The organism is Acidobacteriota bacterium, assembly GCA_039683095.1.
Lineage (GTDB): Bacteria > Acidobacteriota > Aminicenantia > Aminicenantales > Saccharicenantaceae > RBG-16-66-30.
The window spans coordinates 63,348-82,772 of record JBDKSB010000002.1 but is presented as its reverse complement, the minus strand read 5'-3'; the positions used below and the strand labels follow the sequence as shown (position 1 = coordinate 82,772).

Sequence of the window (19,425 nt, the reverse complement as noted above, 5' to 3'; positions counted from 1 at the left end):
TCAGGCCTGCCGCAGGAACTGGGCCGCGGTCTCGGGCGGGACCGGATTGATGTAAAAGCCCGTCCCCAGCTCGAAGCCGGCCACCTTGGTCAGGATCGGGATGATCTCCACGTGCCAATGCGACCGCTGCGGCAGCTCCGGCCAGCGCTTGACCGACAGCGCCGGGTTCGGGGCCTGGTGGAGGACCATGTTGAAGGGCGGGTCGCTGACCGTCTTCCGAAGCCGGGTCAGGACGTCCTTGACGATCGCGGCGAGCGAGCCGAGCTCGTCCTCCCGCGCCTCGGTGAAGAAGGCCGAGTGCCGCCGCGGCTGGACGGTCATCTCGAACGGGAAGCGCGAGGCGTACGGGGCGAAGGCCGTGAAGTGCTCGTTGCGGGCGATGATCCGCGCCCCCGAGGCCTCCTCCTCCCGCAGGATGCGGCAGAAGCCGCACTCCTTGTAGATCCGGAACAGCCGGTCGGCGCCGTAGATCTCCTCCTTGACCCGCTTGGGGATGATCGGCGTGGCCAAGATCTGCGAATGGGGGTGGCTCAGGGAGGCCCCGGCCTCCTTGCCCTTGTTCTTGAAGACCTGGACGTACTGGTAATGCAGCTCGCTCTCGATGTCCCGGATCCGCGTCTGGAAAACCCCGAGCACGTCGCGGACGTGGGCCGCGGGCAGGTCGGCCAGCTCGAGGCCGTGGTTTGGATTCTCTATGACGACCTCATGGACGCCCCGGCCCTCCATGGACTGGAAGATCCCCTGTGTGGCCCGCGGCGGCGGGGGCCCGGGGGTCAGGGCCGGGAACTTGTTGGGGACGACGCGGACGGTCCAGCCCGCCGAATCCGGCGGCGTCCCGGCGGCCCGCAGGGCGAAGATCTCCGGCGGGGTCTTGCCCTCGTTACCCTCGCAGAAGGGGCAGAAGCCGGCGGCCTCGGGGACCGGCGCGGCGACGGCGGTGGGCCGGAAGTCGTCGGGGCGCTTGCTCCGCTCCGTGGCGATGATGACCCACCGCCCGCTGATCAGGTCCTTGCGCAGCTCCGACATCATGCCCCCAGCAGCTGCTTGATCCGGCCCTTGAGCTCGTCGAGCGAGGAGGACTTGACGACGTAGGCATCGGCCGCCCAGGTCATGAAATCCTCCTTGTAGCTCTGGTAGGCCGAGTTGATGATGATGGGGATATCCTTGCGCAGGCCCATGATCTGGGTGATGAGCTCGATCCCGTTCTTGCCCGGCATGCGGATGTCGGTGACGATGAGGTCGAATTGGCCCTGGGCCAGCTTGGCCAGGGCCGACTCGGCGTCGGTCACCGCCGTGACGTCGTAGCCTTCCTTGTTGAGCTCCTCTTCGTAGAGGAGGCAGAGGGGCTTCTCGTCCTCGACGACCAGGATGCGCTTTTTCATGGCTTTGACTCCCTTTCGCGGCTGAGGAAGATGAGCTTGAAGAGGGATCCCTTCCCGACCCGGCTCTGGACCTCGACCTTGCCGCCGCAGGTGTCCATGACCCGCTTGATGAAGGGCAGGCCGAGGCCCATGCCTTTCTCCTTGGTCGTGAAGAAGGGCTTGAACAGATGCTCCTTGTCCGGGTTGGTCATGCCCCGGCCGCTGTCGCGGACCGAGAGCACGAAGGCCACCGGGCTCTTGCGGTAGGCCCGGACCGAGATGGCCCCGCCGGAGGCCGTGGCGTCGAACGAGTTGTCGAGGAGGTTGCGTAGGACCTCGCCGAACGAGGTCGGGTCGCAGAGGATATCGGGCGGGCAGGGGTCCAGCTTGACGGTCATCGCATAGGCCCGGGCCCGGGCCTGGAGGCCGGGGTTGTCGAGGACGGCGCCGATGGCCGGGCCCGGATCGAAGTAGACCGGCTCCTTCATGCTGACCTTCAGGAAGTGGCCCATCTGGTAGATGATGTCCTCGAGCCGGCGGATCTCGTCCCTGATGATGGTCAGGTTGCGGCTGCGTTTCTCGTCGGAAACGTCCGGCTGGAGCAGCTGATCGGTGAACCCGCCGATGGCCACGATGGGGTTGCGTAGCTGATGGGTGACGAACATGGCCATCTCGCCCATGGCCGCCATCTTCTCCATCTCGAGCAGCTGGCGATGGAGGTTGGCCGAATAGATGTAGTTGCCGGCCAGCAGGCCGCAGATGCCGGCCAGCTTTATGTCCGACGGCAGGATCGGGGTCCTGGTGATGGCGTTGTCGAGGACGATCTCGCCGACGACGTCGTCGCGGGAGACGAGAGGGATGCAGAGGAACTCCTCGACGCCGATGACGTTGAGGAAGCGGCGGTCGACGAGGGGGTCGTTCGAGGCGTCCCGGACGTGGAGGATCTCCTTGCGGACGGCCGCGGCGGCCGGGACGTTCGCGCCCTCGTCGTCGGCCGCGTAGACGAGCCCCTTGAGACGGGCGCTCAGCGTGTCCTCGTTACGGCTGACCAGGGCCCGGTTGTGCTCGACGATCTCGACATAGCCGATGCCGGGCGTCGACAGGACCTCCCAGATGGCGCCGGCCTCCTCGGCCGAACGCGGCCCCAGCCAGATCTCCCCCTTTAGGCGATCGCCCTTCTTGAGGAAGAGCATGGCCCGGTTGAAGCCGACGCCCGAGCCCGAGGTCAGCGCGGTCATGATGACGAGCAGGTTGTCCTCGAGGGAGAAGGGCTGGAAAAGGCTCTGCGAGATGATCGACAGCAGGGCCAGCTCGCGCGGCTCGCCGCGGTCGAAATCCGGCGACAGGAGGCTGTGCTTCTCGATCATCCGTTGGTCCAGCCTTTGGGCACGACGCAGATCCCGGCCCGGCTGATCTTGAAGGTGCGCCCGTCCGCCTCGGCGTCGAATCCGGCGGAGAAGCCATCGGGGATGACCGCGGCCTTATCGACGATGACCTTCCGCAAGCGGGCGCCGGGCCGGACCTCGACGTCCGAGAGCAGGATCGAATCCTCGATCTCGGCCCCCGGCCCGACGCGGACGCCCGGGGAAACGACCGAGCGGACGACCCGGCAATCCACGAGAGAGACGCCGTCGCCGACGATCGACGCGCCGATCTCCGCTCCGGAGATGAAGGTCGGCGGGCGCTGCCGCCGGTAGGACCGGATGGGCCAGGCCGGGTTCCTGAGCAGGGCCGGGGCGGCCGGCGAGAGGAAGGCCATGTTGGCCTGCCAGTAGGCGTCGATCGTCCCGATGTCCTCCCAATAATCTTCGAAGGTGTAGGCGAAGACGCGGCAGGCCCCGATGAGGGCCGGGATGATGTCCCGGCCGAAATCATGGGTGCTGTCCGGATTCCTGGCGTCCCTGAGCAGGGCCTTGATGAGGACCGGGGTCCGGAAGAGGTAGACGCCCATGGAAATCAGGCTCCGGCCCGGGTCCCAGGGCGTCGGGAAGGGCTTTTTCGGCTTCTCCATGAATTCGACGATGCGGCGGTCGCCGTCGACGCCGATGACGCCGAAGCGCGAGGCCTCCCCGATGGGAATGGTCCGGGTCATGATCACGGCGTCGGCCCCGGCCTGGCCGGCGAACAGCTGCAGGCGGCGGTAGTCGGCGCTGTAGATGTGGTCGCCCGAGAGCACGAGGACCATCTCGGGGTTCTCCTGCTGGATGGAGTAGATGTTCTGGAAGACGGCGTCGGCCGTGCCCTCGTACCAGTGGTCGCCGACCCGGCCCTGGGCCGGCAGCGAGATGATGTAGTCCCCGCTCTCGGCATGGAAGATGTTCCAGCCGTCGAAGATGTGGCGCTCGAGGGACAGCGACTTGTATTGCGTCAGCAGGGCGATCCGGCGCAGGCCGGAATTGAGGGCGTTGGACAGGCTGAAATCGATGATCCGGTAGGAGCCAAGGAAAGGCACGGAAGGCTTGGCCCGGTCGCGCGTCAGCGGGTAGAGGCGCTCGCCCTTGCCGCCGCAGAGGACCATGGTCAGGATCTTTCTAGATATCAGTTCCATTTGGCCGCACGACCTCCCTATCGGCCATCGCGTTCCCCAAGGATGACGGTCAGCCGTCGGGAGCCCTGGCCGGACCACGACAACGTCCAGATCGGACAGAAACAGTATCCCTGGTGGATTATATCAAATCCCCCCTCCGATTGGGAGAGCGTCCGCAGGGCGAACGACCAGACCGCCTCGGCCCCGGCCGGCTCGAAGCGGAGCCTTCCGCCGCAAAGCGCGCAGCCTTCGCGGCCGAGGAGCTCGAGCTCGGGGGGGAAGGCCAGGATGTTCCACTCGGACCCGTAGACCAGGGCCAACGGCCGGTCGGCGAGGTTCTCGATCTCGATGTCGACGCGGAGGGCGCCGCCGGCGGAGGCGACGGTCTTGCGGACCGCCACCGGGACGGTCTCGCCGCCGGCCCGGACGACGCCCCGGCGCTCCATCGTCAGGCGCCCCGCGGCGGCCTCGGCGGCGAACTCCCCGTCCGCGAAATCCCCCCGCTCCCCGTCGTCGCCCCGCCGGAAGTCGTCCGCCGTCGTCCCGGGTAGGAAGAAATGGTCCCTCAGCGAGCAGCGCTGGCGCCGGTCGGGGCGCATGAGCTCGGCCGCCTCGGGCGGCAGCTTCTTGCCGATCTCATGGATGCTCCGGGCGGCCCGCTTCTCCCCCGCTCCGGCGTCGTCCGGCTCCCGGTGATAGGCTTCGCGCCGCCGGCTCAGGACGTCCGAGAGGTTCCGCGACAAGGGGCGATAATCGATCTCGGCCAGCACTCCGCCCGCCCCGGGCCTGGCGATCAGGCCGAAGGTCCGGTCGCGGCAGATGAACTCGTCCCGGCCGTCGCAATCGTAATCGACGGCCTGCCAACCGTCCGGGTCCGGCGTCGCCCGCTCGGCCTCGAGCAGGTGATGATAGGCCGATTCGCGGAGGTGGGGCAGATAGAGGCCGCCGAAGACGCCGTGCCAGTAGGGGTCGTTGCACTGGGCCTTGTAGAGATCGCGGCGGCTGCCGCCCGGGTCGCCCGCGGCGTGCACCTGCCGCGAGACCATGATCATCCGCTTGTGGAGGGCGTTGGCCTCCGGATATTTCCGGCAGAAGTCGCGGAAGAAGCCGCCGCGGAGGAAGCGGCGGGCCTCCGGCCCGACCCGGTCCCTGAGCGCGCGGTAAGCGGCCTGGTCGTCGGGCTCGAGGACCCACTCCATCATCTCCTCGTAGGACGCGGGCGGGAGGTAGACCCGGCCGGCCGGGGGATGGGCGTCGAGATAGTCCGAGAAATGCGTCATCCGGATGCCCCGGGCTTCGATGAAGGACAGGAACCGCTCGAGCCAGCCCTGGTCGTAGACCCAGGCGTGCGTCCCCGGCCAGAGGCCGAACTTCTCGCCGTCGTCGCCCAGGATGGCCGCGCCGCCGGCCCGGCCGATCCGGCCGAAGCAGGCGTCCAGGTCCTCCAGCGGATGGAACGGGATGTAATACCGGAGCGTCTTGTCGATAGGGAAGACGCGCAGACGGCGGCCTTCGTCCTCGGTGACGTAGGTCGCGGCAGGATCGCGGACGCCGGCGCAATGGAAGTGCTCCTCGTCGAGCAGGGTGTACTCGATGCCGGCGTCGGCCAGGGTCGAGGGCAGGCCCGGCTCCCAGACCCGCTCGGTCAGCCACAGGCCGCGCGGCCGGCGGCCGAAGTTCTCGGCCAGGAAATCGCTCATCATGCGGATCTGCCCGAGGCGGTCGGCCTCGGGGATGATGGACAGGACGGGTTCGTAGAAGCCGCCGCCGAGGAGCTCGACCTGGCCCCGTCCGGCCAGCTCGCGGACGAGGTCCCAGCAGGCCCGCTCGTTCTTCTCCATGTATTCCCAGAGGGGCCCCGAGCAATGGAGGGCGAAACGGAAGCCCGGATGGCGGGCCAGGCCTTCGAGCAGCGGGCGGTAGCACTCGGCGAAGGCGGTCCGGAAGATCGAGGGGAAGTTGCCGACCGGCTGGTGGTTGTGGACGGCGAAGAGGAAGTCCATGGTCAGACCCCTTCCTCGGCCAGGATGGCGGCCAGCGCGGCCAGGATGACGGCCTGGAGCTCCAGCTCCCGCGGGTTGACGCCGGCGACGACGTCGAGCGCCGAATGGTGGACGTCGAAATAGGGATGGGCGTCGACCAGCACGGCGGCCGGGGCCGCCCCCTTCTCGACCAGCGGTCCAACGTCGACGCCTCCCCCGCCGGGGACGATCGAGGTTACGCCGAAGGGGGCGAACAGCGCCGCGTAGGGCAGGATCCGGTTGCGGGCCTTCCCGTCGGGCCCGCCGACGGCCAGCCCGACCGGCACGAACCCGCCGCGGTCCGATTCGGCGGCGACGATATGCCGTTCGCCCGCCCGCAGCGCCGCCGCGGCGTAGGCCCGGCCGCCCGTCCCTCCGAACTCCTCGTCCATGAACAGGACCGCCCGGATGGTCCGGCGCGGCTTGAGGCCGAGGCCGCGCAGGAGGGCGACGGCCTCGAGGGCGGCCGCGCAGCCAGCCGCGTCGTCGTGGGCGCCGACGGACAGGTCCCAGCTGTCGAGGTGGCCGCCGAGGAGGACGATCTCCCCGGGCTTCTCCCAGCCCGTGATCTCGCCGACGACGTTGGCCGACCGGACCCGGCCGAGGTCCCGGCAGTCCAGGCGGAGCGAGACCGAGACGTCCTTCTCCTCGCGGACGAGGCGGCTCAGGCGGTCGGCGTCCGCCGTGGCGATCGCCGCCGCCGGGATGCGGGGGGCGCCGGGATCGTAGCGCAGCATGCCCGTGTGGGGATGATGATCCTGCCGGAAGGTCAAGGACCGGACGAGGACGGCGACTGCGCCCTGACGGGCCGCCCGGGAAGCCCCGCCGACGCGCTGGTCCGCGGCCCCGCCGTAGGCGGCGAAGGGCTCGGCGACGCGGCGATCCATGGCCCGGTTATAGAAGACGATCTTGCCCCTGACCGCGTCCCCGAGCGCGTCGACCTGGTCGAGCGAGCCGACCTCGACGACGGGCGCGGCCAGACCGTTCGGCGGCGTGGCCACGCTGCCGCCGAGGGCGCAGACGGCCAGAGGGACGGCGGCACGGGACGGCGAGGCGGGGACGGCGGCCGAGGCGGCCGGGCCGCGCACCCAGTGACCCACTTCGACGGGCTCCGTGTGGACGCGCGACAGGCCCAGCTCGACCATCAGGTCCCGGGCGATGTCGACGGCGGCCGCGGCTTCGGCCGACCCCGTCAGCCGGGGGCCGGCCGAGGCGATCCGGGTCATCAGCTCGAAGGCCCGCTCCCCGGCCAGGCCGGTCTCGCGCAGCCGGTCGACGAGGGCGCGGTAGCCGTCGGCCCGGCCTGAGGGAACGGTGGCCGGGGCCTGAGCGGAAGCCGGGGCCAAGAGGGCCAGGGCCAGAAGGAAGAAGCCGATCGAGATGCGCGATCTTGTCATGATGGACCCGGCCGCGGCCGTTCGATCCGAGCCCGCGGCGTCATCGGAGCCGGCTCCCCTCACCGGTGAAGGAAGCAGCGCTCCGAATCGAGCTCGCCCGGCTTCCGGGTGATGATCATGGCCAGCCCGAGCTCGTTGGCCTTGTCGATGACCTCCTGGTCCCTGATCGAGCCCAGGGGGTAGATTATGGCCGTGATGCCGTGCTTCCCGGCCAGCTCGACGACGTCCGGGAAGGGCATGAAGGCGTCGGAGGCCATGACGCAGCCCTCCGGGCCGTAGCCCCGCCGTGACAGCCGGACGGCGTCCTCGGCCGAGTCGATCCGGCTGCGCTGGCCTGAGCCGATGCCGTGGGTCTTGTCCGCGGTGCCGATGATGACCGCGTTCGACCGGGTGAAGCAGGCCACCGTCCAGGTGAAAAGGGCCGCCTGGACCTCCTCCGGCGTGGGCTTCCGGCTGGAAACGACGTCGACCGAGCCGGCCGAGACGATCTTCGAATCGAAGCGCTTCTGGATGAGCAGCCCGCCGGCCACCCGCTTGACCTCGAGCCCGTTGTCGACGGATGGCGCGTCGAGGGGCGCGCCCATGCGGACCACCCGGAGGACCTTGCGCGCGGCCAGCACCTCGAGGGCCTCGGGCTCGAAGTCGGGGGCGTAGACGACCTCGACGTTCCGGGGGCTCTCGACGAGCAGCCGGGCCAGCGGGGCCGTGACCTTGTAGCTGAAGACGTCGACCCCGCCGAAGTTCGATAGGGCGTCGCACTTCCAGGCCTTCTCGAAGGTCCCGACGGGATCGTCGCCAAGGGCGACGCCGCTAGGCATCTCGTGCTTGATGATGACGCAGGCCTGGCGCCCCGGGAACACCTGGGCGAGCTTGCGGGCCAGGCGCTGGCCCAGGTCCATGTCCCCGACGTTGATGTAGCTCAGGCCCTTGGTCCCTTCCTGGAGGATCTCGAGCCGCCCCATGTTCGGCCCGGACGCGCCCTCCTCCTGGTAGAAGGCCGCCGGGTAGCCCGGGTTCTCGCCGTAGCGCATGGGGAACTTCTTGACGAACGTGTCCTCGCCCAGCTTGAGAACGTCGGGGAAGTCCTCGCGGACCTTGGTCGCGTACTGGCTTCGCACGGTGCGCTCGGGCTTGCTCATCGGATCACGTCCTTTCGTGGCGGTTGATGATGTGGACCTCGGCCCGGCCGGGGTCGTCGAGCGGGACATAGACGCAGGCGACGGCGACGCGGAGATCCTTGCCGGCGGGCGACGGCCCGAGGCCGCGGTAAGCCGCCTCGGCCGTCTCGGCCGCCGTCGATCCGTGGAGCGCGAGGAAGCGGGGCTCCCCGGCGAAGACCGGCAGCGGCTCGGCGTTCGGCCCTTCGTAAGTGGAGATCAGCCGGCCCTGGCCGGGCTTCAGGCCGACCTCGAAGTAGTTCCGCAGGGTCTCGCCGGATGGGCCGCGGCGGAGGACGCTCAACCCGGCCGCGCCGCCGGCCAGGCAGCCGCTGATCCGCGGCGTGAAGATCGGGGCGTCGGGTTCGAAGTCCCAGGCCGCCAGGGCCGCCGCCAGCGCCGCGACGGGCGAGATCCCCGGGCTAAGGCGGTCCCGGACGTCGCCGGTCTGCCGGCCGTTGGAGACGGCCAGGCCGGCCCGGCCGAAGAGCACGGCCGGATAGACTAGAAGCTCGACGTTGCCCTGCTTGAGCGTGGCCTCGTCGGTCGGCTGGACCCAGATGCCGCCGTCGCGGGCGACGAGCTTGCGGGCCTGGCTCGACGGGGAGCGGCCGGTGATGGCGTAGAGGACCGCCGCCTTTCCGTCCCCGGCGGGAGAGCCGATCATGATCAGCCTGCCGGGGTACTCGAGGGCCGCCAAACCGGGCATCTGGTTTTCCATCAGCACGTCCTTTCGGGCCTATTGATAACATACGCCCCGGCCCAAGTCAAAACGCCGGAACGCGGGAGCCGGCCGGCTCTTGAGCGAAGGCCGAGGATTTTGCTAGAATCCTCTCGAACCCCGGCGGAGGAGGCCGGGTCGAACATGAAGAAAGCAGAGCACCGCGAAGAGTCGTTCCACGATTACGAGTTCCTGGAATCCCTGGAAGGCAGGACGCTCCGCATCCTGAGCGAGTACCTCGGCCCCATGACCCGCCTGGACAAGGCCAAGATCAACAGCACCATCCTCTTCCTCGGATCGGCCAAGGCCGACCCGACCAACGCCGCCTCGGCCTTCAACAAGTATTACTGGGAGGCCGAGGAGCTGGCCTACCTCCTGGCCAAGTGGGCCATCGGTCTCAAGAAGCCGAAGGGCAAGGACTTCGTCGTCTGCACGGGCGCCGGCCCCGGCATCATGGAGGCGGCCAACCGCGGCGCGGCCCGGGCCGGCGGAAAGACGATCGGCATGAACATCAACCTGCCCCAGCCGCAGGACTCGAACCGCTACGTCTCTCCGGACCTGTCCTTCGCCTTTTACTATTTTTTCATGCGCAAGTTCTGGCTGACCTATAAGGCCAAGGCCGTCATCGCCTTCCCCGGCGGCTACGGCACCCTGGACGAGTTCTTCGAGATCGTCACCCTGCTCCAGACGAGCAAGATCTCGAAGAAGGAGATGACCCTCGTCCTCTACGGCGCGGATTACTGGCAGGACCTGATCAAGTTCGACTCCATGGTCAAGAAAGGGGCGATCTGCGCCGAGGACCTGGATCTTTTCCACATCGTCTCGACGCCCCGGGAGGCTTTCGCCTATCTTAAAAAGAAGCTCGCGGCGGGCCTTGCCTGAGCGGAGGCCCGGCGGACCGGCGGCCGCGCTCGCGGCGGCCCTCGTCTTGCTGGGCCTGGCGGCCTGCGCTGCGCGTCCCCGGGTCGCCGCGGTCCCCGGCGTCGAAACCGGCCTCGCGTCGTGGTACGGGCCGGAGTACCATGGCCGGCCGACCTCGAGCCGCGAGGTCTTCGACATGAACGACCTGACCGCGGCCCACAACAGCCTGCCCTTCGGGACCTACGTCATGGTCACGAACCTGGAAAACGACCGCTCCGTCGTCGTCCGCATCAACGACCGCGGGCCTTTCGTCCCGGGCCGGATCATCGACCTGTCTTACGCGGCGGCCCGGGTCCTGGCCCTGGTCGGGCCGGGCACGGCCCGCGTCCGGCTGGAGGTCCTGCGCGGCTTCAAGGCCCCGGTCGGGCCCGGGCCCGCTTCGGCGCCCGCGGCGGTCTGGGTGCAGGTCGGGGCCTTCTCGGTCCAGGAGGCCGCCTACGCGATCAAGCGGCGCCTCGAGGCCTCCTATCCGGGCGTGACCGTCAGCCGGTTCGAGACCGGCCGCGCCGCCTATTTCCGGGTCCGGGTCCCGGCCGCGGACGGCGACGCCGACAGCCTGGCCCGGCGGCTGGCCGGCGAAGGTTATCCGGTCATCATCATCCGCGAACGGCCCTAGCGGCCGTCGCCGGGGCTCTTGTAGAGATAGGCCACGTCGCGGAGCTTGTTCTCGGTCCCGTCGTGGACGGCGTAGCGCCCGCCCTGGAACAACCCGGCCGCCCCGAACTCGCCCTTCTTGTTGAGGGCGTAGAAATCGAGGCCGAACTTCGGGCGCCCTTGGTCGTCGCAGAGCCGGGGCACCAGCCTGGTCTTGGCGGCGACGGCCTTGCAGGCCTCGAGGCAGGCCTGTTCCGGCGACATCCCCCGTCCCATGGCGTCGACGATGCGGAAGCTGGCGCAGGTCTGGATGTTGGCCTCGCCCCGCCCGGTCGAGCCGGCGGCCCCGATCTCGTTGTCGACGTACAGGCCGGCGCCGATGATCGGCGAATCGCCGACCCGCCCGGCCAGCTTCCAGGCCATGCCGCTCGTCGTCGTCACCCCGGCCAGCCGGCCGGCGGCGTCGACGGCGATGCAGTTGATCGTGCCGTGGGTGTTCAGGACCGCGCGCAGCGCCTCGGGCATCTTCCGGGACTGCGGGGGGAACCAGAAATCCCGGTCCGACACGGTCTCCTTCCAGAGCAGCCAGGCCTCGCGGGACTTCTCGGTCAGGAGGTCCTCCTCTTTGAAGCCGTGGGCCCGGGCGAACTTCAGCGCGCCCTCGCCGACGAGGAGGACATGGTCCGTCCGCTCCATGACCAGCCGGGCCACCTTGGACGGGTTCTTGATGTTGCGCAGGGCCGCGACGGCGCCGGCCGAGTGGGTCGGCCCGTACATGACCGAAGCGTCGAGCTCGACGACCCCATCCTCGTTGGGCAGGCCGCCGTAGCCGACGGACATGTCGTTCGGATCGTCCTCGACGATGTTGACCCCGGCGATGACGGCATCGAGCGGATCGCCGCCGGCCCGCAGGATCTCCATGGCCCTGGCCGTGGCCCGGATGCCGTTGCCGCTGGACACGGCCCTCGGCCCGCCCGGCGTCGCGGCGGCCGGCTCCCGGACGGCCGCGCCGAGGGGCTGTCCCGCGGCGATGAGCGCCGCCGCGCCGGCCCCGGCTCCAGTCTTGAGGAATTCCCGTCTGGAAAAGTGCGCCATATCGTTCTCTCCTTGATCATCGGGCCGTCCCGTCGTCGTTCCGTTTTTCGAGGTCCTCGAGCAGCTGGACGAGGACCTCGTGGTCGCCCTCGGGCACCTCGAACCTGCGCCCGTTGGCCGTGAAAACATCGACCTCCCGCCCGTCGATGAGGAGCTGGTACTTGCCCTTTTTCAGGAGGCGCAGCCGGACCTCGCGCGGCTTCATGCTCTTGAAGTTGAAGGACACCTCGGCCTCGCTGTAGAGGAAGCGGCGGATGACCGCGCCGCCGTCGGCGCTGAGGATGGTCTCCCCTTCCTCGCGCAGGATCGTGGCCGAGTTCGAGACCTCGATCTCGTAGTGCCGGCCCTGGATCAGCACCCGCGACAGCCTGCCCTTGCCGTCCGGCTGCAGCAGGCCGAAGCGGAAGCCTTCGTGCGGCGTGAAATCGAGATACTCTTCGACCGCGATCAGCCCGGCCAGGGGGCCGCCGCTCTGGTAGCGGTCACCGCCGGCCTCCCCCGTCAGCGAGTCATAGTCCTCGGGCGCCAGGCCGAAGCTCCGCCAGCTGGTCATGAACATGGCCGCGCTCTTGCGGGCGAATTCGGAGGCGACCGCGTCGAAGCCGCAGGCCCTCAGCCCCTGGTAGACGAGATAGTTGGTCAGCGGCCGGATCGCGCCCCGCCAGGATTGCTGGCTGCCGGGCCGGAAGGCCGGATCGTCGCGGGAGATCGAGGGGATGACGAAATCGCCCCAGAACTGCCTGGGGTCGAGCAGGCGCTTGAGCATCCTCTTGGCCCGCGCCTCGTCGGGGATGCGGGCCAGCAGCGGGTAGAACGACGAGGCCGCCATGTGGCCGGAGAAACGGCCGTCCCAATGCCGGTCGCAGTAGAAGCCGGCCGCCTCGTTCCAGAGCGTGGCGTTGACCAGCGACTTCGTCCGCTCGTACTCCTTGCGGTAGCGCTCGACGTCAGCCGCGAGATCGAGCACGCCGGCGATCTCGCCCAGGCACCAGGAGTCCAGGGCGTAGAGCGAGTTCAGGTCGACGCAGTCCATGGCCAGCGTCCCGGTCTTCTCGTCGAAGGCGGCCTCGTCCCAGCTCGGCAGGTCATCCTGGCCTGATTCCCAGCCGGCCCGCATCCGCCCGGAGGCGTTCTTCTCCCACGACGGGACGGCCCGGCCGATCAGGGCCAGGTCCGAACCCCACTCGAGCAGGCCGTCGGCGTTGCCATCGCGCCGCGGCGTGCCGTCCGGCTTGGGCGCCGTCCAGAAGGCGTGCCAGCGCTGGAGGTAGGGGTAGGCGTAACGGAGCAGCTCCAGGTCCCCCAGGCGCTCGAAGAGCTTGAGCACGACGTAGGACCCGATCGGCGGCTGGGACCGGTCGGTCGATCCGCCGGCGCGGCCGCGCCAGTTCGGGACGTTGCCGTTCGGGTACTGGGTTTCCAGGACGGCCTTGAGGGCGTCGACGGCCAGCTTCTGGCTCTCGAGGGCCAGCTCGAGCGGGGCGAGGAAGGCGTTGCCGGAGAAGATGGTCCAGTCGTCCGGGATGCCGTCGGGCCGGGGGAAGATCCAGGCTCGCCCGGCCGGCGCATAGAAGCGGTGGGATCCCGGCTGGTAGAGGACCGTCCAGTGCAGGCTGTTGGTGATCGCCTCGGGGACGCCGGCGTAGAGGCCGCGGGCCTTGACCCGCTTGTTCTCGTAGACCTGGGCTTCCTCGTCGATGAGGGCGCCGATGGTATCGGCGTTCTTGAAGCGATAGAGATGGTCGGCCGCGAGCTTGTCGCCGTCGTCGACGCAGGCGGCGAAGGCGATGGTCCGGTCTCCGACGGGGGGGTAGGCCCGGGCGACCCGTCCGGCCGGCGCGGCGGCCGCTTCGCTGGGACGGCTCGTCCACATGCGGTAGGCCGGGCCCTCGGTCCCGCCGGACCGGCCGCGGACCTGCCCGTCCGGCAGGGCCGCCAGCTCGCCCTTGAGCTCCCACGGCAGGTAATGGATGATCGTGACCCGGACGTCCTCCGGCGGAACGATGCGGCCGATAATCGTCCGCTCGTCCCGGCGGGACCATTCGATGGTCAGGGCCCCCCGTCGCGGCGAGGGCTTCATGAGGACCGGCGTGGCCCGGCCCATCTTGAACGGCAGCCCGAGGTCAAAGCGCATCCGGGCGTAGAGCCCGTCCGGGGAATGGGCGCCGACCTCGGCGACGAGATAGAACAGATCAGCGCCCTCGGCCGATTCCCCTTCCCGCTCGACCCGGAGGACGAAGGCGAAGGCGGCGTCCTTGGCCGGGGCGATGACCAGGCCCGGCCAGCCGGCCGCGTCGAGGGCCCCGATGTAGGTCGATTTCCAGGGATAAAAGACCTCCGGAGCGAGCGGCGCCGTCAGCGCGAGGAGAAGGCCGATCACGGCCAGGGTTCGCTTGGACATATCCCGGGGCCTGCGGACGCGGTCCGCGCGTCTACTCTATGGGAAATAGGGGCCCAAATCAAGATAAAGAGGATGCTTTTCCTGACGCCCTATGATAAAGTGGAAATTCCAGATCCGGGAGGAGGGATCCATGGATTTCCGGCTCTATTTCCGCTCCCGCCAGGGCGAGATCGTCCAGTCGCTCAAGCAGCTCGTGACCCTCGAATCCCCGACCCAGGACAAGAAGGCGGTCGACGCCTGCGCGGCCTTCGCGGCGCGTGAGTTAAAGAAGGTCGGCTGCAGGATCACGGCCTATCCGCAGGCGGACATCGGCGACCTCCTGGTGGCCGAATTCGCCCCCGGCCGTCTCAAGGACGCCGACGACGAGATCCTCGTCCTGGCCCATCTCGACACGGTCTGGCCCATCGGCAAGATCGTCCAGATGCCCTTCTACGTCCAGGGGAACCGGATCTACGGGCCGGGCGTCCTGGACATGAAGGCCGGAGTGGCGATGCTCCTCTCGGCCCTGCGGGCCCTTCACGGCCTGAACATCAAGCCTCAGAAAAAGATCACGATCTTCTTCAACTCGGCCGAAGAGACCGGCAGCCGGGCCTCGACCGAGCTCATCCGCAAGCTGGCCCGCCGGGCTTCGCTCGTGCTCTGCCTCGAGCCGGCCCTCCCCGGCGGCGCGCTGAAGCTCGAACGCAAGGGACGCGTCGCCATCCGCCTGGACGTCCGCGGCCGGGCGGCCCACGGCGGTAGCCCCGAAAAGGGCGTCAACGCCATCGAGGAGCTGGCCGCCCAGATCGCCCGTTTCAAGCGGCTGCGCGTCCGCGAGACGACCGTAAACGTCGGCCTGGCGGGCGGCGGCGAGAAGGCCAACATCGTGGCCGAGAACGCCTGGGCCGTCCTGGACGTCCGCTTCTGGAAGGCCGCTGACCGCGACCGGGTCCTCGGGCTCCTGCGCGAGTCGCCCCCGGCGCTGCGCGGCGCCAAGATGCGGGTCTCGGTCGAGGGGACGACGCCGCCCATGGAGATGACCAAGGCTTCCGCGAAACTCTTCGCCCGAGCCCAGGAGATCGCCGGCGGCCTCGGCCTGGCCCTCAAGGGCGGCAAGACCGGCGGGGGCTCGGACGCGTCGTTCGCGGCCGGCCTGGGCGTCCCGACGCTCGACGGGCTCGGCCCGGACGGCGACGGCATCCACGCCGAGCATGAGCACCTGCTGCTGCCCTCGCTCATCGAGCGGACCGCCCTGTTGACCGAACTGCTTAAAGGCTTATAATCCGTTAGAGCGCTTTTTTTTCGAACGATTTCGCAAAGGAGTTGCGCATGATCAAGAAGTACTATCTTCTCTCCCCCGGCCCCACCCCGGTCCCCGAGCGGGCCCTGTCGGCCGCGGCCGAGCCCATCTTCCACCACCGGACGCCCGAGTTCTCGGCCCTCTTCATGGAGGTCACCGAAGGCATCAAGTACGTCTTCGGCACCAAGGAGGACGCCTACATCCTGACCTCCTCGGGCACCGGCGCCATGGAGGCCGCCGTGGCCAACCTGCTCAGCCCCGGCGACAAGGTCCTGACGATCAACGGCGGGAAGTTCGGCGAGCGCTGGGGCAACATCTGCAAGGCCTACGGCGTCGCTTACAAGGAGATCATCCTCGATCCGTGGGGCACCGACCTGCCCAAGGAGAAGCTGGAGGCCGAGCTCAGGGCCATGCCCGACTGCAAGGCCGTCTTCGCCACGCTGTCCGAGACGTCGTCCGGCGCCATGTACGACATCCAGGGCTTCGGCGAGGTCGTGGCCAAGACCCCGGCCGTGCTGGTCGTCGACGGCATCTCCGGCGCCGGCGTCACGCCCTGCCCCATGGACGACTGGAAGGTCGACGTCTTTCTGTCGGGCTCCCAGAAATCCTTCATGATCCCGCCCGGCCTGGCCTTCATCGCCTTCAGCCAGAAGGCCTGGGCCCTGGCCGCCGACTCGAAGCTGCCCAAGTTCTACTTCGACCTCAAGAAGGCCAGGAAGAACCTGGCCGACAAGACCACGCCCTGGACCCCCGCGGTTTCCCTTGTCGTCCAGCAGAAGCACGCCCTGGACATCATCAAGAAGATGGGCCTCGACGGCCTGTTCGCCCATCACCGTATCCTGGCCGACGCCACCCGGGCCGGGGTCAAGGCCCTCGGCCTGGAGTTGCTGCCGCAGAGGCCGGGCAACGTCCTGACCTGCTGCAAGGTCCCGGCGGGCGTCGAAGGCGGCAAGCTGGTCAAGACCATGCAGGGCAAATACATGGCCTACATCGCCGGCGGCCAGGAGCCCTACAAGGGCAAGATCTTCCGCATCGCCCATCTCGGCTACATGGGCGGCTTCGACATCATGACGGCCCTGTCGGCCCTGGAGATGACGCTCATGGACCTCGGCTACAAGTTCGAGGCGGGCGCCGGCATCAAGGCCGCCCAGGCCGTGCTGAGGGAGAACTGGCAATGACCAAGAAGATACTCATCGCCGACGGCATGGACAAGACGGCCCTGGCGCAGCTGCAGGCCGACCCCGGCTTCGAGGTCACCGTGCGCAAGGGCATGAGCGAGGCCGAGCTCATCCAGGCCGCGCCCGGCACCAGCGCCATCGTCGTGCGGAGCGCCTCCAAGATCACCCGCCCCGTCATCGAGGCGGGCAAGGACCTCAAGGTCCTGGTCCGGGCCGGCATCGGCCTGGACAACATCGACCGCGAGGCGGCCAGGGAGAAGGGCATCTTCGTGGCCAACACGCCCGCCGCCACGTCCATCACCGTGGCCGAGCACACCTTCGGGCTCATGCTCGGCGCGGTCCGCAACCACTGGAAAGCCATCCTGTCGATGAAGGCCCACAAGTGGGAGAAGAAGGCGCTCGAGGGCACGGAGCTCTTCGGCAAGACCCTGGGCATCATCGGCTTCGGCCGCATCGGGACCGAGGTGGCCAAGCGGGCCCTGGCCTTCGGCATGACCGTCGTCGCCTACGACGTCGTCCCGATCAAGACCGACCTCCCGGTCAAGCAGGTCCCGCTCGACGACCTCCTGGCCGCCGCTGACCTCGTCACCCTGCACGTCCCCAAGCAGGCCAAGCCGATCCTGGGCGCGGCCGAGTTCGCCAAGATGAAGACCGGGGTCATCGTCGTCAACGTCGCCCGGGGCGGCGTCGTCGACGAGAAGGCCCTGTTCGAGGCGCTCAACGCCGGCAAGGTCCGGGCCGCGGCCCTGGACGTCTTCGACAAGGAGCCGCCCGAGGACTTCACGCTCATCGACCATCCGAACGTCATCCCCATCCCCCACCTCGGGGCGGCGGCGGCCGAGGGGCAGCTGCGGGCCGGCCTGGAGGCCGTCCGCATCCTCAAGGAAAAGCTGTCCTAGGTTCGCCCGGGATCGTTCCAGGAGGCCGTTCCCCCGCGGGAGCGGCCTCTTTTTTTATGCGGGCGTTCTGTTAGAATATCCCTATGATCTACCTCGACCACAACGCCACGACGCCGGTCGATCCGGCCGTCGCCGAGAAGATGGCCTGGTTCCTCCGGGAACAGTTCGGCAACCCGTCCTCCCTGTACCCCATCGGCCGGCGGGTCAAGGAGCTCATGAACGAGGCCCGCGAGCGCGTGGCCGCGGCCCTGGGCGCCGACCGCGGCGAGATCTACTTCACCGGCTCGGGGACCGAGGCGGACAACTTCGCCGTCTTCGGCGTCTTCGACGCGACGCCCGGCCGGAACGAATTCGTCACCTCGGCCATCGAGCATCCGGCCGTGATCGAGTCGGCCAAGGCCCTGGAGCGGCGCGGCTTCAAGGTCACTTTCGTGCCCGTCGACGAGCAGGGCACGGTCAGCCTCGACCATCTCCGCTCGGCCCTGACGCCCAAGACCGCCCTCGTCTCGGTCATGCACGCCAACAACGAGATCGGCACCATCGAGCCCGTGGCCGAGATCGTCCGCATCGCCCATGAGCGCGGCATCCCGGTCCACTCGGACGCCGTCCAGACCTTCGGCAAGATCGACGTCGACGTGCGCAAGCTCGGCGTCGACCTCCTGACCGTCTCGGCCCACAAGATCTACGGCCCCAAGGGCGTCGGCGCGCTCTACGTCCGCCGGGGGATGCCGATCGCCTCGTTCGTCCACGGCGGGCACCAGGAGCGGGGCCTGCGCGCGGGCACCGAGAACACGGCCGGCATCATCGGCTTCGGCGAGGCCGTCCGGGTCATGGAGGAGAAGGGCAGGAAGGAACGGGCCCGCATCGAGAAGCTGGCTGAGACCCTGAAGCGGGGCATCGAGGAGAAGATGCCCCAGGCCAGGTTCAACGGCCACCCCGTGAACCGGGTCAAGAGCACGCTCAATTTCGCCTTCCCCGGGCTCGAGGCCGAGGCCATCCTCCTGGCCCTGGCGACCAAGGAGATCTACGTTTCGACCGGCTCGGCCTGCAGCGAGGAATCCGAGGAGGTCTCCCACGTGCTCCGGGCCATCGGGCTGCGGCCCGAGATCGCCCGCTCGTGCATCCGCATGTCCCTCGGCCGCTCGAACAGCGAGGCGGACATCGCGGAGGTCCTCCGGGAGCTGCCGGAGATCATCGCCAAGCTGCGGTCGATCACCAATTTCCACCCCGAGGCCTGAGGACGGGCCTCAGCCCCTCGGCCCGACCAGCTGCCGCAGGTAAGCTTCCCGGACCGAACGGAAATAAGCCTGGACCGGCCCGCGGCGCAGGTCCGGATAGGTCCACTCGAGCGTCCTGACCCCGGTCCTGGTGAACAGGAATTCGAGGTGGGCGTAGATCCCGAGGCCGAGGGGGATGCGATGGGCGAAATCCTTGGCCGTGGCCATGACGAGCGCCGAGGCCGTCAGATAGCCCGGATCGATATTGACCGGCCGTCCGGCCGCCCCGCTCTCGCGCTCTAGCGAGCCCTCGATCCCGATCGCCGTGACCTTCCGCTCCGGGAGCGTTTCGGGCGCGACCAGGTCCGCGAAGCTCGCGAACCGCCGGACCAGTCCCGGCCCCATCTCGGCCTCGTAATAATCCGTCAGGTCGAACGGGAAGGCCGGGCTCTCGCTTTCGACCCTCCCCCACTCCCGCTCCAGCCGGCGCCTGGCCTCCAAGTAAAGGGCCCCGTCGCCTTCCTTATAGATGAGGCCGCAGAGGAGTTTGACCGGCGCGAACTCTTTCGGCTTAGCCATGGCCGCGCCCATTATAACGCAAACCGGGCCGCCGCATCCCCGTCCCCCGATTGCGCCGCCGCGGCCGTTGGCCTATAA

Annotated in this window: 17 protein-coding genes; 6 read left to right on the top strand and 11 right to left on the bottom strand. The window is 68.8% G+C overall.

The annotated features are described in order from the left end of the window. The 8 genes from galT to ABFD52_03115 are packed head-to-tail and all read right to left on the bottom strand — an operon-like array spanning position 1 to position 9,184. Positions 1-1,029 carry a galactose-1-phosphate uridylyltransferase gene (gene galT, locus ABFD52_03150; protein MEN6559757.1) on the bottom strand — a complete coding sequence of 343 codons (1,029 nt, stop codon included), beginning with the start codon at positions 1,027-1,029 and terminating at the stop codon, positions 1-3. Beyond that, the gene (locus tag ABFD52_03145) at positions 1,026-1,382 is read right to left on the bottom strand and encodes a response regulator (GenBank protein ID MEN6559756.1); all 357 of its coding nucleotides are present in this window, start codon (positions 1,380-1,382) and stop codon (positions 1,026-1,028) included. The genes galT and ABFD52_03145 overlap by 4 nt, the downstream gene beginning before the upstream one ends. Further along, positions 1,379-2,728: a HAMP domain-containing sensor histidine kinase gene (locus ABFD52_03140; protein ID MEN6559755.1), complete on the bottom strand. Its 1,350-nt coding sequence runs from the start codon at positions 2,726-2,728 to the stop codon at positions 1,379-1,381. The genes ABFD52_03145 and ABFD52_03140 overlap by 4 nt, the downstream gene beginning before the upstream one ends. Then, a complete protein-coding gene (locus ABFD52_03135) occupies positions 2,725-3,909 on the bottom strand; it encodes a sugar phosphate nucleotidyltransferase (protein ID MEN6559754.1) in 1,185 nt (394 codons plus the stop codon). Before ABFD52_03135 ends, ABFD52_03140 begins: the two co-directional genes overlap by 4 nt. A gap of 17 nt (positions 3,910-3,926) precedes the next feature. Continuing rightward, positions 3,927-5,891, bottom strand: coding sequence for an alpha-amylase/4-alpha-glucanotransferase domain-containing protein (locus ABFD52_03130; GenBank protein ID MEN6559753.1), 1,965 nt, complete (start codon positions 5,889-5,891; stop codon positions 3,927-3,929). A gap of 2 nt (positions 5,892-5,893) precedes the next feature. Then, positions 5,894-7,306: a M20/M25/M40 family metallo-hydrolase gene (locus ABFD52_03125; protein ID MEN6559752.1), complete on the bottom strand. Its 1,413-nt coding sequence runs from the start codon at positions 7,304-7,306 to the stop codon at positions 5,894-5,896. Between the two features lie 59 nt (positions 7,307-7,365). Beyond that, complete coding sequence (locus tag ABFD52_03120; protein ID MEN6559751.1) at positions 7,366-8,445, bottom strand: hypothetical protein; 1,080 nt, start codon at positions 8,443-8,445, stop codon at positions 7,366-7,368. Positions 8,446-8,449: 4 nt separating this feature from the next. Then, complete coding sequence (locus tag ABFD52_03115; GenBank protein ID MEN6559750.1) at positions 8,450-9,184, bottom strand: IMP cyclohydrolase; 735 nt, start codon at positions 9,182-9,184, stop codon at positions 8,450-8,452. Positions 9,185-9,328: 144 nt separating this feature from the next. Here ABFD52_03115 and ABFD52_03110 point away from each other — a divergent pair, with 144 nt between their 5' ends. After that, complete coding sequence (locus tag ABFD52_03110) at positions 9,329-10,066, top strand: LOG family protein (GenBank protein MEN6559749.1); 738 nt, start codon at positions 9,329-9,331, stop codon at positions 10,064-10,066. Beyond that, positions 10,059-10,721, top strand: a complete 663-nt coding sequence (locus tag ABFD52_03105; protein ID MEN6559748.1) for a septal ring lytic transglycosylase RlpA family protein — start codon at positions 10,059-10,061, stop codon at positions 10,719-10,721. Before ABFD52_03110 ends, ABFD52_03105 begins: the two co-directional genes overlap by 8 nt. Here ABFD52_03105 and ABFD52_03100 read toward each other — a convergent pair. After that, positions 10,718-11,794, bottom strand: a complete 1,077-nt coding sequence (locus tag ABFD52_03100) for a N(4)-(beta-N-acetylglucosaminyl)-L-asparaginase (protein MEN6559747.1) — start codon at positions 11,792-11,794, stop codon at positions 10,718-10,720. The genes ABFD52_03105 and ABFD52_03100 overlap by 4 nt on opposite strands. Positions 11,795-11,810: 16 nt before the next feature. After that, entirely contained in the window at positions 11,811-14,195 is a 2,385-nt protein-coding gene (locus ABFD52_03095; GenBank protein MEN6559746.1) for a trehalase family glycosidase, read from the bottom strand. 130 nt (positions 14,196-14,325) lie between these two features. Here ABFD52_03095 and ABFD52_03090 point away from each other — a divergent pair, with 130 nt between their 5' ends. The 4 genes from ABFD52_03090 to ABFD52_03075 all read left to right on the top strand — a co-directional run bounded on the left by ABFD52_03090 (position 14,326) and on the right by ABFD52_03075 (position 18,789). Continuing rightward, positions 14,326-15,456 (top strand): M20 family metallopeptidase, encoded by a 1,131-nt coding sequence (locus ABFD52_03090; protein ID MEN6559745.1) that lies wholly within the window; start codon positions 14,326-14,328, stop codon positions 15,454-15,456. Between the two features lie 47 nt (positions 15,457-15,503). Further along, positions 15,504-16,652 (top strand): alanine--glyoxylate aminotransferase family protein, encoded by a 1,149-nt coding sequence (locus tag ABFD52_03085; GenBank protein ID MEN6559744.1) that lies wholly within the window; start codon positions 15,504-15,506, stop codon positions 16,650-16,652. After that, complete coding sequence (locus ABFD52_03080; GenBank protein ID MEN6559743.1) at positions 16,649-17,551, top strand: hydroxyacid dehydrogenase; 903 nt, start codon at positions 16,649-16,651, stop codon at positions 17,549-17,551. The genes ABFD52_03085 and ABFD52_03080 overlap by 4 nt, the downstream gene beginning before the upstream one ends. Before the next feature lie 83 nt (positions 17,552-17,634). Further along, positions 17,635-18,789: an aminotransferase class V-fold PLP-dependent enzyme gene (locus ABFD52_03075; protein ID MEN6559742.1), complete on the top strand. Its 1,155-nt coding sequence runs from the start codon at positions 17,635-17,637 to the stop codon at positions 18,787-18,789. Between the two features lie 9 nt (positions 18,790-18,798). Here ABFD52_03075 and ABFD52_03070 read toward each other — a convergent pair whose 3' ends face one another. Next, the gene (locus tag ABFD52_03070; protein MEN6559741.1) at positions 18,799-19,347 is read right to left on the bottom strand and encodes a DUF4416 family protein; all 549 of its coding nucleotides are present in this window, start codon (positions 19,345-19,347) and stop codon (positions 18,799-18,801) included. Positions 19,348-19,425 lie beyond the last annotated feature (78 nt).

Bases quoted from the DNA above. Each gene is read 5' to 3' on its own strand.
- galT (MEN6559757.1), bottom strand. From the start codon at position 1,029: ATGATGTCGGAGCTGCGCAAGGACCTGATCAGCGGGCGGTGGGTCATC.
- ABFD52_03145 (MEN6559756.1), bottom strand. From the start codon at position 1,382: ATGAAAAAGCGCATCCTGGTCGTCGAGGACGAGAAGCCCCTCTGCCTC.
- ABFD52_03140 (MEN6559755.1), bottom strand. From the start codon at position 2,728: ATGATCGAGAAGCACAGCCTCCTGTCGCCGGATTTCGACCGCGGCGAG.
- ABFD52_03135 (MEN6559754.1), bottom strand. From the start codon at position 3,909: ATGGAACTGATATCTAGAAAGATCCTGACCATGGTCCTCTGCGGCGGC.
- ABFD52_03130 (MEN6559753.1), bottom strand. From the start codon at position 5,891: ATGGACTTCCTCTTCGCCGTCCACAACCACCAGCCGGTCGGCAACTTC.
- ABFD52_03125 (MEN6559752.1), bottom strand. From the start codon at position 7,306: ATGACAAGATCGCGCATCTCGATCGGCTTCTTCCTTCTGGCCCTGGCC.
- ABFD52_03120 (MEN6559751.1), bottom strand. From the start codon at position 8,445: ATGAGCAAGCCCGAGCGCACCGTGCGAAGCCAGTACGCGACCAAGGTC.
- ABFD52_03115 (MEN6559750.1), bottom strand. From the start codon at position 9,184: ATGGAAAACCAGATGCCCGGTTTGGCGGCCCTCGAGTACCCCGGCAGG.
- ABFD52_03110 (MEN6559749.1), top strand. From the start codon at position 9,329: ATGAAGAAAGCAGAGCACCGCGAAGAGTCGTTCCACGATTACGAGTTC.
- ABFD52_03100 (MEN6559747.1), bottom strand. From the start codon at position 11,794: ATGGCGCACTTTTCCAGACGGGAATTCCTCAAGACTGGAGCCGGGGCC.
- ABFD52_03095 (MEN6559746.1), bottom strand. From the start codon at position 14,195: ATGTCCAAGCGAACCCTGGCCGTGATCGGCCTTCTCCTCGCGCTGACG.
- ABFD52_03090 (MEN6559745.1), top strand. From the start codon at position 14,326: ATGGATTTCCGGCTCTATTTCCGCTCCCGCCAGGGCGAGATCGTCCAG.
- ABFD52_03085 (MEN6559744.1), top strand. From the start codon at position 15,504: ATGATCAAGAAGTACTATCTTCTCTCCCCCGGCCCCACCCCGGTCCCC.
- ABFD52_03080 (MEN6559743.1), top strand. From the start codon at position 16,649: ATGACCAAGAAGATACTCATCGCCGACGGCATGGACAAGACGGCCCTG.
- ABFD52_03075 (MEN6559742.1), top strand. From the start codon at position 17,635: ATGATCTACCTCGACCACAACGCCACGACGCCGGTCGATCCGGCCGTC.
- ABFD52_03070 (MEN6559741.1), bottom strand. From the start codon at position 19,347: ATGGCTAAGCCGAAAGAGTTCGCGCCGGTCAAACTCCTCTGCGGCCTC.